The 12,840-nt window shown below is 58.4% G+C and carries 12 protein-coding genes; 6 read left to right on the top strand and 6 right to left on the bottom strand.

Annotated elements, in window-relative coordinates; translation table 11 throughout:
• The first annotated feature begins 29 nt into the window (after positions 1 to 29).
• The 5 genes from AB9K34_RS14050 to AB9K34_RS14030 all read left to right on the top strand — a co-directional run bounded on the left by AB9K34_RS14050 (position 30) and on the right by AB9K34_RS14030 (position 5,441).
• Positions 30 to 389, top strand: coding sequence for a DUF2958 domain-containing protein (locus tag AB9K34_RS14050; protein ID WP_369955060.1), 360 nt, complete (start codon positions 30 to 32; stop codon positions 387 to 389).
• Positions 390 to 460: 71 nt separating this feature from the next.
• The gene (locus AB9K34_RS14045; protein ID WP_369955059.1) at positions 461 to 613 is read left to right on the top strand and encodes a hypothetical protein; all 153 of its coding nucleotides are present in this window, start codon (positions 461 to 463) and stop codon (positions 611 to 613) included.
• A gap of 322 nt (positions 614 to 935) precedes the next feature.
• Positions 936 to 1,622, top strand: coding sequence for a hypothetical protein (locus tag AB9K34_RS14040; RefSeq protein ID WP_369955058.1), 687 nt, complete (start codon positions 936 to 938; stop codon positions 1,620 to 1,622).
• The gene (locus tag AB9K34_RS14035; protein WP_369955057.1) at positions 1,615 to 3,531 is read left to right on the top strand and encodes a relaxase/mobilization nuclease domain-containing protein; all 1,917 of its coding nucleotides are present in this window, start codon (positions 1,615 to 1,617) and stop codon (positions 3,529 to 3,531) included. The genes AB9K34_RS14040 and AB9K34_RS14035 overlap by 8 nt, the downstream gene beginning before the upstream one ends.
• A 14-nt stretch (positions 3,532 to 3,545) precedes the next feature.
• A complete protein-coding gene (locus AB9K34_RS14030) occupies positions 3,546 to 5,441 on the top strand; it encodes a type IV secretory system conjugative DNA transfer family protein (RefSeq protein ID WP_369955056.1) in 1,896 nt (631 codons plus the stop codon).
• A gap of 206 nt (positions 5,442 to 5,647) precedes the next feature.
• Here AB9K34_RS14030 and AB9K34_RS14025 read toward each other — a convergent pair whose 3' ends face one another.
• The 6 genes from AB9K34_RS14025 to AB9K34_RS14000 form a co-directional block, all read right to left on the bottom strand.
• Positions 5,648 to 6,748: an ABC transporter ATP-binding protein gene (locus AB9K34_RS14025; protein ID WP_369955055.1), complete on the bottom strand. Its 1,101-nt coding sequence runs from the start codon at positions 6,746 to 6,748 to the stop codon at positions 5,648 to 5,650.
• Complete coding sequence (locus AB9K34_RS14020; RefSeq protein ID WP_369955054.1) at positions 6,748 to 7,800, bottom strand: ABC transporter ATP-binding protein; 1,053 nt, start codon at positions 7,798 to 7,800, stop codon at positions 6,748 to 6,750. The genes AB9K34_RS14025 and AB9K34_RS14020 overlap by 1 nt, the downstream gene beginning before the upstream one ends.
• A gap of 4 nt (positions 7,801 to 7,804) precedes the next feature.
• Complete coding sequence (locus AB9K34_RS14015; RefSeq protein ID WP_369955053.1) at positions 7,805 to 8,650, bottom strand: carbohydrate ABC transporter permease; 846 nt, start codon at positions 8,648 to 8,650, stop codon at positions 7,805 to 7,807.
• A gap of 1 nt (position 8,651) precedes the next feature.
• Entirely contained in the window at positions 8,652 to 9,518 is an 867-nt protein-coding gene (locus AB9K34_RS14010) for a carbohydrate ABC transporter permease (protein WP_369955052.1), read from the bottom strand.
• 121 nt (positions 9,519 to 9,639) lie between these two features.
• Positions 9,640 to 11,172 (bottom strand): ABC transporter substrate-binding protein, encoded by a 1,533-nt coding sequence (locus tag AB9K34_RS14005; RefSeq protein WP_369955051.1) that lies wholly within the window; start codon positions 11,170 to 11,172, stop codon positions 9,640 to 9,642.
• Between the two features lie 58 nt (positions 11,173 to 11,230).
• The gene (locus AB9K34_RS14000; protein WP_369955050.1) at positions 11,231 to 12,283 is read right to left on the bottom strand and encodes an NAD(P)-dependent alcohol dehydrogenase; all 1,053 of its coding nucleotides are present in this window, start codon (positions 12,281 to 12,283) and stop codon (positions 11,231 to 11,233) included.
• A 195-nt stretch (positions 12,284 to 12,478) separates the two neighbouring features.
• On the opposite strand from AB9K34_RS14000, the gene AB9K34_RS13995 reads away from it, so the two are divergent.
• The gene (locus AB9K34_RS13995; RefSeq protein ID WP_369955049.1) at positions 12,479 to 12,733 is read left to right on the top strand and encodes a hypothetical protein; all 255 of its coding nucleotides are present in this window, start codon (positions 12,479 to 12,481) and stop codon (positions 12,731 to 12,733) included.
• The last annotated feature ends 107 nt before the right edge of the window (positions 12,734 to 12,840 follow it).

Genomic DNA, 12,840 nt, shown 5'->3' with positions numbered 1-12,840 from the left:
ACCGACATCTCATACGAAGGACGGACACAATGGAACTTCTGCCCCAAGCCATCCTCGACCAGCTTGCCGCCAATGGCCGAGAAAACCAGACCCGCATCGAAGCTGGCGAGGACACCATCGACCATCCCCCGGTGGTCAAACTCTTCACTCCAGACGGCGGCGCCACCTGGCTCCTGAGCGAAACCGATCCCGACGATCCGGATATCTGTTTCGGATTGTGCGATCTTGGCCTTGGCTATCCGGAACTGGGTTCAGTTCGGCTCAGCGTCCTCAAGGCGCATCGCGGCCGTCTAGGCCTACCGATCGAGCGGGATCTCCACTTCAAAGCCGACGCGCCACTCAGCTCCTATGCCGAACGTGCTCGCGAAGCTGGAGGGATCGTCACATGAGCACCAACATGTGTCCTGAACATATCAGCGCCTTTTAGGCGCTGACTTCGGGAGAGCACGACAATTTCGCTATGTTTTCCTGTTTCCTCGACGGAGTACCTGCGGTTGCGATTGTTGCCGTGACGCCGCCGGAAAACGCGGAGGACGAGTACCAGATCACACCGCTCTTTGTCGGTGTCACGGAAGGCATGGTGCTCACGGATCACGACGGGGTCATCGCCTGACTAGCACCTGAAAGCTGTCTTGGAACCTAAAAGTCACCCGTTTCGGGTGGCCTTTTTCTTTGCCTGTTGCCCCTAGTTTTACGCGTGCCTCAGACGGAGCCGGTGGCTTCTGAAACTGCGTGTTACCCGAGTTAAATAAGGCCAATTCGGTCAGCAAGGATTGGACCCTGAGGGTATTCTGAAACGCTCATTCGACTCCCAGACTCACCCTGTTTCAGGTAAAGACAAATTGACATGAAGGTAAGAAATATATAAAACGTAGTAAGAATAGACATTGGCAGGATATGGCAAATGTATACACATTTTGTCCGAGGGGTCTGAAGTGAAGCGTTCGCGCAAAAACCTGACGATCGAACAGCGGATCGAGATTGCCGGGCGGTTCCAGGCCGGCGAAGCGGCGCAGAACTTGTCAGCCGAATTCGGCGTGTCGGTGCGGCACGTTTCGCGGCTTGCCAAGGAGGAAATCGGAGAGGGTGTTGCTGTCCGCGATCCGTCCGAGGTTGTCACCTTCCGAGCGTCTCAATCCGAGCTTTCTGCCTTCGATGCAGAGTGGCGGGTGCGGGGATTCGCCAACCGCAGTCAGGCTCTCAAAGCGGTGGTGCGAGCGCGCTGCGGGTTCATGGATGTCACAGCGGATCGGCTCGATGGATTTGTCGGGGCCTGGCGTCAATCACGCGATTTGACCGATGCCGGGATGGTTCTCGCCAAGGCGGTGCGGCGGGGACGGACGGTGCTCACGGAAGAGGATCGGACACTGGTCTCCGAGCTTGTCGAACTGGCGCTGAAGATGACCCGTGAACTGGGCGCGATGAAGGATCTGGCACAGGTACAGCGCGGGGCAGGGCTGCGGGAAGTAGTCGATGACGAGGGCGTCGAACCAGTTGAAGCGGAGGCTGATGAGCGTTCCGGTTCAAAATCGGATCGGGCTTCGCTGCCTCTCGGCAAGCCTCGAACGCGAACTCCGATACATGATGTGAAGACTAAGAACCGGAACGCTCTACATGGCTGACCCGCTTTCCCTCTATACCTCTGTCATGGGCCGCCTCTGGGAAGACGAGCGTATCCGAGGCAAGGCCCAGGCGCGGATCGAAGCGCGGCTGGCAGGACGCCGACAGGGGCGAAGCTTTGCGCGGGTTGGACGGCTTTCGGTGCGCAACATTGCGAAGGCAGCATCCGGTCAGAGCCGGGCGGCGGTGTTCAAGCGGATCAGGGCAGGGGGGTGCAAGACGCGTGCTTCGCTCGGCAACCAGCTCTCCTACATCAACGACAAGGCGGTCTTCAGCTATTCGACGATGACCAATCCGCTAGATGAGGCGGCGGTTCTGACAGGCGAGCAGAAGGACAACATTATCGACTCCTGGGCCGAGACCTGGCGGGGCACCACGAAGCTCGGCTTTACCTCTCACATGCTTCTGTCCTTTCCGACAGATGTTAGCACCGACAAGGTCCGCGACATCGCGCTCGACTGGGCGGAACATTTCTTCGAGAGCGGTGAATATGGCGACCAGTGGGACTACGTCCTGGCGGTCCATGATGACCGCGCGCACCGCCATGCGCATATCGTTTTGAACAATCGTGGCCGCGAGCTGGGGACCTGGTTTTCCTGCTGGGCCGAGGGGGTGATGTCACCGCAGCTCATGCGTGAGAAACAGGCGGAGATCGCAGAGGGCTATGGCGTGATGCTGGACGCGACCACGCGGCTTGAGCGCGGTATCTTCGCCAAGGCTCCCGGTATCGAAGAAATCTACCGCGCCAAGGAAGAAGCGCGTCTGCCGCGTGAGATCGCGATGAGGCCTGAGGAATCCGCCATCGCCCAGGCCCAGGTCGTGGGCTTTGCCAAAGACTATGCCAAGCTTGCCGATCTTCTGGATCGCTTGGATCAGCGTCACCTCGCCCGCGCCGTGCGGGCCATGGCCAAGGGGCTTGGCACCAATACCGTTCACCAGTTCACCGCAGGAGAGATAGACATGAAGGACATCCAGACCGTCGGGGATGCGATCGAGTATTCCGAGCGCACCATCGAGGCCCTGCGGCTCAAGGCCGAGGAACTGGACGGTGAAGCACGCGCCAGTTTTGAGGTGAAAGCGGCACCGATTATTCGCGACCTGTCGCAGATGGTTCCCGACCCAGACCTGCGGGCGCGGTTTGGGCGGGACCTGGCCGAACCCTATCCACCGGGGGCAGGGGATGCGCGTCTGATCGAAGCGCTGCAATCCAGGCAGGATGAGGGTCTGGAGGGCATCCTGTCCGATGCGCGGGAAGCAGGGATCGACGGCGACGATCTCACTGCCCGCATCGTCTCGGGCGGCACTATGAATTACGGGTTGGCTCAGGATTGGGTCGAGCGAGACATGGATGCGGTCTTGGCGAAGGACGGCCTCACGGTAGAGACCGCCAATGATAACCAACTCGATGCCGCGCTCGAAAAGGTTGATGGCGTGATCGACCGCATCATGGAACGGGCACGTGAACTGGGTGTGCCGGTCGGGGTAGGGCTCAACGCTGAGGATGGGCATGACCTCTCACTGGTGGACGATGCAGACCGAGGACCGAACGTCTATCTGCAGGAACTGGCGAACATGCTGAAAGAGGGCACGCTTACCGAGGAACAGGAAGAGGTGGTCGAGCGGACCTTGCAGTCCGAGCTCTTCAAGGAGTTGGGTGAGGAAGGCCTGGCCGAGCTGCGACGCGGTAACTACGCCGTGTTGGAAGAAGCGCTGCCCGGCAAGATTGATCAGATCACGGTCACGCAGGAATTCCTCGAAATGACGCATGAGGAAGCCGGCGATCAGGTCTTCACCGATCGCGCCGCCGCCCTGCAGCAGGACAAGGTGACGGAGGTGGCCCGGCAGATGGAAGCCGAGCAGGCCAAATTCCGTGATCTCGGGCGCAATCTCGACGACGACCTGTCCTTCTGACCGGAGCGCTACCCATGAAACCCATTCCTCTCTGGGCCGCGGTGCCCTTCGGTCTGATCTGTGGCACATTGCTGGGCACCATTGTCGCCAGTTTCTATCTGGCGCTGGCCTTGCGCACCGGTTTTGGCCAGTTCGACATGTTCGCCGTCTGGCGTGCCAGTTCGGGCTTGCGCCTCGCCCATCCCGAGGCCTTCAAGGTGGCGTTTGGCGCTGTCGGCTTCGGGGCGCTCGGACTTGGCGTTCTCGCTGCCGCCTGGACCTGGAAGCGCGAGCAAGACGACTATGGTTCGGCCCATTGGCAGACCAAGGCGGAGCTTCGAAAGAACGGCATGCTGCAAGGTCCCGGCACAGGTTTTGTCTGCGGCAAACTCGGCAAGCCGAAATCCAAAGCCGAGTTCATTTCTTCTACAGAGATCCCGCATGTCATGATAGTGGCCCCGACCCGTGCCGGTAAAGGCGTGGGCTTCGTGATCCCAAACCTTTTGTCTTTTGCCGGGTCCGTCGTGGTGCTCGACGTCAAAGGCGAGAATTTCGACAAGACCTCACGGTTGAGGGCACTCAATGGCGATGAGGTATTCCGGTTCAGCCCGTTCGACTGGGCCAACAGCACCCACCGCTACAACCCACTGGCCCGGATCGCAGCCTATCCCAGTTTTGCGCAGCAGTTCACCGAAGTTTCGATTCTGGCCGATCTCTTCCTCGACAAGGATAACAAGACCCTCGACACTTTCTCCGAGGCAGGCAAGTCGATCTTCGTCGCCGCCTGTCTGCTGGCAATCCAGCGTGGCACGCCGACCCTGGGGGAGGTGAACAAGATCGTCTCGGCAGGCGACTACAAAAACGCCCAGTACAGCGCCTATGCGGAAGAGGCAAAGGAAGAGGTTGTGCGGGAGCTTTGGACCAACGCGGCCAGCGCATCGTCGCGGCTTTTGACCTCGAACATCCAGGCCCTGATGACCGCGGGCCTCAAGCAATGGGACAACCCGGCGGTGCGGTCTGCGACCGAGGCAATTGACTTCGACTTTGGCCAGTTCCGGCGCGAACCGCATTCGCTCTACATCGTGGTCTCCGAAGATCACATCGCGACGTTGGCCCCGCTCCTGCGTCTCATGTTTGCCGATCTCATTGCCAGCCTGCGCCTGAATGAACCGGGCCCAGATGAGCCCTGGCCGGTCATGATGATGATCGATGAATTCCAGCAGATGGGGGCCATGCCCTATCTCGAGCGTGCGATCCATTCTCTGGCGAGCTATGGCGGGCGGGTGGCGATGATTGCGCAGTCCCTGGCGGCGCTCGATCGTATCTATGGGTCCGAGGGTCGTGAGAGCCTCGAGAACGGGGCAGGGCTCAAGCTCTACATCACGCCGCGCGATCAGCGCACGGTTCGGGAAGTGTCGGCGGCGGTTGGCAGTACGACGCGCGAGGCGATCACACGCATGTATGGGCGCAACAAGGGGATTCTGGGGGCAACCTCGACCAGCGCGCGGTTGGAGGAACGACCGCTCCTTTCGGAAACCGAGGCCCGCCTTCTGGACCCTGACGAGGTGATCATCCTTGCCTCGCCGCAGCATCCGATCAAGGCGCAGCGGATCAAGTATTACGACGATCCGTTGTTCAAAGCGATGGTCGAGCAACAGGAGGGCAGGGACTACCCCTATCCGCCAAGTGTGGAAGGGGTGGGGCCTTGGGTTGATGGTGGCGAAGATGGTGATGTTGAGGAAGAACAGGAAACAACTGGAACGTTGAGGTCACGGCGGCGGCAGGCGCGCGCGATGCGGGCGGTAGCGTTAAAACCTGATACCGAAGGCTTCCGGCCGGAGGAGATGGATCGAGACGATGGGGTGCCGCCGGAGTGGGAGCAAGTGTTGGACCGGCAGGAGAGTTTCATTGAGGATCTGTTGGAAAGCTGAAACAGGAAGACGTCGTAGGAGCAAGCGCTCCGCAAAGCCTGAGTTGACCCAAAGCGCGACAGCAGACATCGGACGAACCTTTTGGCATCAAGCTGCCGTTGTTGGTCGGGTTGGGGGAAATAGCCTTAGCATGGTTCAACGCGCATATGTCTCAGACTTCTAGACTAATGGGATAGAGAACTGGGAAAAGCTGGGAATCATAAAGCTCACTCGCTTGTATTTCCCAATCCATCACCAATTAGCTGCCCGTCTCTGAACATCAGCAAATCACTACGGTCAACTGACAGGCCAACTTCAGTGCCTTGAACTAGGTTTTTGTGTCGTCGGGATTTTGCCTTAAGTGTTTCATTGTTGGTTGTGCGAAGAGTGAATATGCGCTCGATCCCGTGACTTTCTACCGACTCAACAATTGCGCGAGGCATTTTGTTCGGCTCTTCGAACAAATGAACATGCTCAGGACGAACTCCAAATCGGGTGGGACCCTGCAGTGCAGTTTTCGGCATCTCGAAGGTGAGGTCAAGCATAGGGCAGTACAATCGATCGCTGCGCAGTTCCGTAGTGAATAGATTGAGTGGTGGCGATCCGATGAAGTAGCCCACGAATTCGTTGTCCGGACGTTTAAATAGTTGTTCTGGTGATCCCGACTGCTGCACGCGCCCGTCCTTCATCACCACGACTTCATCGGCAAAGGACATGGCCTCGGCCTGATCGTGGGTGACGAGGATCATAGTTATCCCCGTTGCGCGGTTGATCTCGCGCAGCTTTCGACGCAGCTCGAACTTCATCTGCGGGTCGATGACGGTCAGCGGCTCGTCGAGCAGCACCGCACTTACGTCATCACGCACAAGACCTCGACCCAAAGAGATCAGCTGTTTTTGGTCTGCGCTTAATTTGCGCGCGGGTTCGTCGAGAATATCGGACAGATCGAGAAGCTGCGCAATATGGGCCACACGGTCGGTGATTTTCTCAGCGGCCCAATTGCGGCATTCAAGTGGAAACGCGAGGTTCTGGCGCACGGTCTTGGTCGTGTAGATCACAGGGAACTGGAAGACCTGCGCGATGTTGCGCGCGGCAGTGCCCGCTTTCGTGACGTCGACCCCGTCGAAGAGCAACTGCCCGTCGGAGGGTTTTAGTAGCCCGGAGATGATATTGAGCATAGTCGTCTTGCCACAGCCCGAAGGTCCTAAAAGCGCGTAGGTTTTCCCGTCCTCCCAGGTCAGGTCCACGGGTTTGAGCGCGTACTCGGCGTCGGATTTCGGGTCGGGCGCATAGGAGTGGGCGAGGCCTTTGAGGGTGATTTCCGCCATCAGTCGGCCCTTTCGGTGATATTGTCGCCGCCCTGCGAGAAGAGCATGAGCGCTTTGGGGTCGAGCGCGACACCGAGACTGTCGCCGCTATGGAATTCATGAATGCCGTCGACCAGCATGACCGCCTCCCCGAAGGGCAATTTCAGGTGGACGATTGTGTCCGAGCCGGAAAACTCAGCCAGTGAGACGTGCGCGGTGATGTCGCCACCGATGGTCAGCGCATCTGGTCTAATGGCGATTTGCAACTGCCCGTCAGGCGGCAGGGTCAGGCCGGTTTGCGGCACGGTGAAACCATCCGCGAAACGCAACGTACCGTCACGGACCTCGCCTGCGCAGATCGAGATCGGCGGGTCGGAGATGACGCGGGCCACATCCACGCTTGGCGGCGCGTCGAAGAGCGCGCTCGGATCGCCTTGCGCAACGATCCTCCCTTCATGCATGACAATCAGTTCATCGCCCAGCTGCATGGCCTCGGCGGGTTCCGTGGTCGAATAGAGGATGATTCCTTCGGCGTTTTCATGGAGCAAGCGAGGGAATTCCTCGCGCAGTTGTTCGCGCAGTTTGTAGTCGAGATTGGCCAGCGGTTCATCCATCAGAAGGATGCGCGCATGTTTGACGATGGCACGGGCCAGCGCGACGCGCTGTTGTTGCCCGCCCGACAGCTCGGGCGGCATACGCGCCTCGAAACCGGCGAGCCCCACCACGGCAAGCGCTTTTTTCGCCTGCGCCCGCGCCGTGGCTTTGTCCTGCCCTTTGCGCCGCAGCGGGAAGGCCACGTTGTCGAGCACGTCGAGATGCGGGTAGTTGATGAACTGCTGGTAGACCATGGCCATCTGGCGCGCACGGATCGGGGTGCGCCCGAGGTCTTCGTCGTCGAGGTGGATCGCGCCTTCGCTGATCTCGTCGAGACCGATCAGGGTGCGCAGCAGCTCGGTTTTGCCCGCGCCTGTTCGGCCCAGGATGGTGTAGATTTTCCCCGCCTCGAAGCGCGTTGTGAGCGATTTGAGCGGCACTTTCGGGTCCGATGTCGAGAGGTTTTCGAGTGTCAGCATGATGTTACCTGAAGGCTCCTGCAAGGGATCCGCGTGACATGAAGCGTTCCACGACCACGGCAACCAGCGCCAGCGGCGTCACCGAGATCAGCGCGAAGGCCGAGAGCGACCACCACGGGGTGACAGAGGAATTGAGCGACACGATAGCCACGGGCAAGAGTTGTGTTTTGGTGAAAGTCAGGATGAAGGCGAAGAAGAAGTCGTTCCAGCCGAAGATCAGGCAGAACATCCCAGCTACGACGATCCCCGCCACGGAATTGGGCAGGATGACGCGGAAAAAGGCGCCAATGGGCGTGCAGCCGTCAATCATTGCCATCTCGTCCAGCTCAGGCGGGATGGAGCCGAAGAAGTCGATCATTACCCAGACTGCGATCGGCAGGAGCAGCGCGATATAGACCAGCACCAGTCCCGCGATCGTGTCGAGCGCGCCAATTTCCTTGAGCATGAGGAAGAAGGGGATGGCCAGCACGATTGGCGGCATGATGCGTTGTGAGATGAAGAAGAACGTGATGTCAGAATTCTTCACGAAGCCCGCGCGGAACTGGTAGCGGCTCAGCCCGTAGGCGGCGAGCGTACCCAGCGTCAGGCTGAAGACGCTGGCGATCAGCGTGACCGTTGCGGAGTTGATGAAGGGGGTGACGATGTTGATCCCCTGACTGCCCGAGGCGAAGAGCGACTGCCAGCCTTGGGTGGAGGGTTCGAACTCCAACCACGGGATATAGGTCGCTCCGCTGGTGACCGCGTTGGCGTCCTTGAACGAAGTGGAGAGCGCCCACAGGAAGGGGAAGACCACGAAGGTCGACCAGCCCAGCAGGCACAGGTATTTGACGGTATGATAGGTGCGGCTCATCTCAGGCCTCCTTGCCGACGAGAAAGCGCATCAGAAGCTTGGCGATGATCGTCAGGGAGATGATCATTAGCACTAAATAGGTCAGCGACAGCGCCGCCGAATATCCGACCTGAAAGTCACGCAGACCGCGGATGTAGATGTAGTAGGATGGGGTTTCGGTGGCGGTGCCTGGCCCGCCCGAGGTCAAGACATAGACGGTGTCCATGATCTTGGAGGCCTCGATCAGGCGGATGATGACCGCGCCGATGGAGATGGGCGCCATGAGCGGAAAGGTCACTTGCCAGAAGGTGCGCCACGGCCCTGCGCCGTCGATGGCGGCGGCGAGGTAGGGCTCCTTGGGCAGCGAGACCAGCCCCGCCAACATCAGCAGGAACATAAAGGGTGTCCATTGCCAGACCTCGACCATGACCACGCTGATAAATGCCCCTGCAGCGCTGGAGAGCCACGGCACAGGGGCGATTCCGATCATGGACAGGATGTCGTTGGTCGGTCCCAGGCTTTCGTGAAGCATGGTGCGCCAGATCACTGACATAACCACAGGCGTCGTCATCATCGGGATTAGAAAGAGAACACGGAAGATGCGCTGCCCCTTGACCTCTTTCCACACGGCAAGCGCCAGCGCGAAACCGAGGACATACTGAAGGGTAACGGTGATGAAGCTAAGCGCGGATAGGCGCAAAAGGCTTTCCCAGAACCGTACATCATCGAAGACCCTCATGTAATTCTTACGCCCGATGAAATCGAGCCCTGCTTGATAGACGTCCCAGCTAGAAAAAGAGACACGGACCGTGAAAATCAGTGGGAAGAAAATAATAGCCACCAACGTGAGAAGCGCGGGCAATAGGAAGAAGTGTTTTGGCTTGAGCATAGGTCTTTCACCGCCGTTGGGGAGAGCGGGCCGACAAGGCGGCCCGCTTGAGTGTGTCTAGAACGAAGAGGAATGGGTACGCCGCAGTCTGGGATCAGATGCGGCGTATGAAGTCGCAGCCTTAGTTGTCCTCTAGGCGCACTACGTTGGCATAGGCCTCGCGCAGGCGATCTTCTCCAATACGTTCTACGATGGCGGCCCATTCGTCGGCCACACCGTCAAGCGCTTCTTGTGCCGACTTCTGGCCTGCCATGGCTTCGGCCACGCCGTTGGCCATCGAGGACATAAACTGTCCCACACCCGGCACGCGCAGATCGTAAACGCGGTTGGGGCTCTGTTCCATACCCGAGAGTGTTCCGACATAGCTGTCAGCCACATTGGCTTCCCAACCCAGGCCCTGCCAGAAACCACTGTCAAAATGGCTCTCGCGGTAGGGGTTCACGCCGAAACGGCCGATTTGCAGATCGTGAAACGTGTTAGCCTCATTGGAGAAAAAGCACAGAAAGTCGAACGCCATTTCCTTGTTATCTGACAGGTCGGACACGGCCGATGACCAACCCCAAGTCATGTAAGGCGCTCGATTGGGTTCCTCGAAACTGTCCCACTGTCCTGTGTCGCGGTTCCAGACTTCTTTTGCGCCGGGAAGCGGTGCGGCAGCGACCATGTTGCGAATCCGGCTTTCTTCCTGCTGGGCTTGAATGAAAGCATCGTCCCATGAGTAGCTCATAAGTGTTTGACCGCCCCCGAAGGAGAAGATTTCGTCACCTAGGCCAAAGCTGGTACCGCCCGGTGGGAACGCGTTTTGCGCCTCAATGAACAGCTCAAGACCGCGCACGAAACCGGGCGTGTTAATCAGGGGTTCCATGGTTTCCAAATCGAAGAAGAAACCACCGGAAACGTCGGGGTGTTTGGCGTAGGGAGCTGCACGGCTGATGAAGGCAGAGAACATCAGGTCGTCGCGCTTAGAGACTTCCGCAGAGCCGTAGTTTACCTCGCCATCCCCGTCCCAATCAAAGCCCGAAAAATAGGCGGCCACGGCGTTATACTCTTCCCATGTTTCCGGGATGGTCAGCTCGTTGCCCGTGTCCGCCAAGTATTTTGCTTGGAGCTCTTCATTTTCGAATACGTCGGTTCGGTATTTGAGATAGTGGCGGTCGCCATCCATCGGATATTGCACCATCTCCCCGTTCCACGTCGCGACCCCTATGAAGCTGTCTGTGACGTCGGACATGCCGCTCGAAGCAGTATATGCTTCAGGTACGGGGGCGAGGAAGCGGTTGAAATCGCCGATCCATAGTGACGCGTAGAAGAGCACGTCATAGGCATTTTGACCGCTTTGGAATGGAATCATGATTCGCTGGAACAGATCTCCAAAGGGTACGTGAACCACATTAACCTCAGCGCCCGTGAGGGCTTCGAATTGCTCCGCATGCAATGCGGTGGGTTCCCCGATCACAGGGATGGCGTGAGTGATGACGTCCAGGGTTCGGCCCGAATAGTCCTTTGCGTCGATTGCGGCGTAGTTACATGTCCCAGGCAGATCCTCCTGGATCCCAAACGACGTGTAGTCTTCGGCTTGCGCTGTCGGTGCGCTTAGAACACCGGTGACGGCCAGTGCAAAGGCGGACAAAGAGCCCGTTAGTTGCTGTTTCATAGTTTCCTCCCAGAAGTTGAAAAGTTGATTGTGAACAAAGACCTGCTCAGCGTCGCTTTCAGGGGACGAGAACGGCGCGGCCTTTGATTTTTCCGTGGTGTAGTGCCTGAAGCGCGTTGTTGGCGTCTTTTAGTTTGAACTCATGGGTTTCAAGGTTCACCAATCCGCGGTGCGCTAATTCCATGAGTTCGGTTAGTTCGGCCCAAGTGCCAACTAGATTGCCGATGATGTTCTTTTCGGTAATTACCAAATCAACGGTGGGGACCTGGACGTCTTCACCGTAGCCGACAACGTAGTAGCTGCCGGCGTTGCGTGTCATCGCGATACCCTTAGCTGTGGTGCCTTTTTCACCGACGAAGTCCAAAACCGCTTCGGCGCCATGGCCTTTAGTGAGAGACAAAACCGCATCGACCTCTCCTCCATCGGCGCGGACTAGGTGGTCGGCACCACATTCCTGCGCTAGTTGTAACGATGCATCCGAGGTATCGACAACGATGATCTCGGCGGCACACATGGCGCGCAAAACCTGAATTGCGATGTGGCCCAAACCACCCGCGCCGATGACAACGCAATACTCACCCGGCATTAGGTGACGTGTGGCCTTCTTTGCCGCGCGATAGGCAGTCAGTCCCGCATCCGAATAGGGCGCGACATCTTTGGGGCTGAGTGTTTTTGGGAGCGCTACGATGTTGCGTGCCGAGGTTACGAGCGCCTCGGCGTAGCCGCCATTCGCGTCTAGCCCAGGGAATGTCCCTTCGCCGTGCATGTCTTCGCCGCGACGACATGCTAGACAGGTACCGTTGGATATTTTGGGGTGCACGATGACTGGGTCACCCTTTTTCAGGCCCTCTACCTCGGGGCCGACCTCTTCGATCCAACCAGCGTTCTCGTGGCCCAAAATCAGTGGCAAGAGCGCGTCGCCCTCTGGGTCCATGTGGGGCCGCCAGACTCCCTCGATCACATGCAAATCGGTGCGACAGACCCCCGCCCCGCCGATGCGCACAATTACATCGGAACCTTTCGAAATCGCGGGATCGGCCACATCTTGATACGTCAGCCAAGACGGCGCGGTTAGATCATCATCATATTTGTGAAGCACTTGGGCTTTCATGCTTTCCTCCATTAAGGGACGCAATTTGTCTGCGTCCTTTAATGGGGGTTGGTCGTGCAGATGTCGGCGCGCCAAATGTTCAGAAATGTTAATGGGCGCGGTTATCAGCGTTCAAAAAGTGAACACATTGCTTGAAAGCAAAGGCCGCTAGGTGGTTTAGAGAGGGAGGGAACCGCACTTTTTGGGGAGGAAAACGTGCAATCACTGTTCATGAAAGCCCGCACCTCACTCGAAAACAATGGTGCCTTCTCGCATGGGGCGATCCCAGAGACTATTGCAGACAGCTGGCATAGGTGTCTACAAAATGGACTCGACCCCCAAGGCGAGCCCGTTGATGCCGCGCTTTCTTACCAAGATTTCCGGGCGGTAAAGGAAGCGAACGAACGGCTGATCGCTATTGTGCGTCCCGAACTGGAGCTGACCTGCCCCCCTTCGGTCCCTCGTTCATAACGAGAGTCTGCGGGTTTGATCTTGATAATCATGGGTTTCGGTTTGGGCAAGCGCGCCGGGCGCGGAGCCCTCAAATTGCTCAAGCGCTCGGCGCGCTTGCAGTGGCG

Origin of the sequence: Sedimentitalea sp. XS_ASV28 (genome assembly GCF_041224545.1) — a bacterium.
Classification (GTDB): domain Bacteria; phylum Pseudomonadota; class Alphaproteobacteria; order Rhodobacterales; family Rhodobacteraceae; genus Sedimentitalea.
Note: the sequence above shows the minus strand (reverse complement) of the source record. Positions and strands in the feature narration are given on the sequence as shown.

Bases quoted from the DNA above. Each gene is read 5' to 3' on its own strand.
- AB9K34_RS14050 (WP_369955060.1), top strand. From the start codon at position 30: ATGGAACTTCTGCCCCAAGCCATCCTCGACCAGCTTGCCGCCAATGGC.
- AB9K34_RS14045 (WP_369955059.1), top strand. From the start codon at position 461: ATGTTTTCCTGTTTCCTCGACGGAGTACCTGCGGTTGCGATTGTTGCC.
- AB9K34_RS14035 (WP_369955057.1), top strand. From the start codon at position 1,615: ATGGCTGACCCGCTTTCCCTCTATACCTCTGTCATGGGCCGCCTCTGG.
- AB9K34_RS14030 (WP_369955056.1), top strand. From the start codon at position 3,546: ATGAAACCCATTCCTCTCTGGGCCGCGGTGCCCTTCGGTCTGATCTGT.
- AB9K34_RS14025 (WP_369955055.1), bottom strand. From the start codon at position 6,748: ATGGCGGAAATCACCCTCAAAGGCCTCGCCCACTCCTATGCGCCCGAC.
- AB9K34_RS14020 (WP_369955054.1), bottom strand. From the start codon at position 7,800: ATGCTGACACTCGAAAACCTCTCGACATCGGACCCGAAAGTGCCGCTC.
- AB9K34_RS14015 (WP_369955053.1), bottom strand. From the start codon at position 8,650: ATGAGCCGCACCTATCATACCGTCAAATACCTGTGCCTGCTGGGCTGG.
- AB9K34_RS14010 (WP_369955052.1), bottom strand. From the start codon at position 9,518: ATGCTCAAGCCAAAACACTTCTTCCTATTGCCCGCGCTTCTCACGTTG.
- AB9K34_RS14005 (WP_369955051.1), bottom strand. From the start codon at position 11,172: ATGAAACAGCAACTAACGGGCTCTTTGTCCGCCTTTGCACTGGCCGTC.
- AB9K34_RS14000 (WP_369955050.1), bottom strand. From the start codon at position 12,283: ATGAAAGCCCAAGTGCTTCACAAATATGATGATGATCTAACCGCGCCG.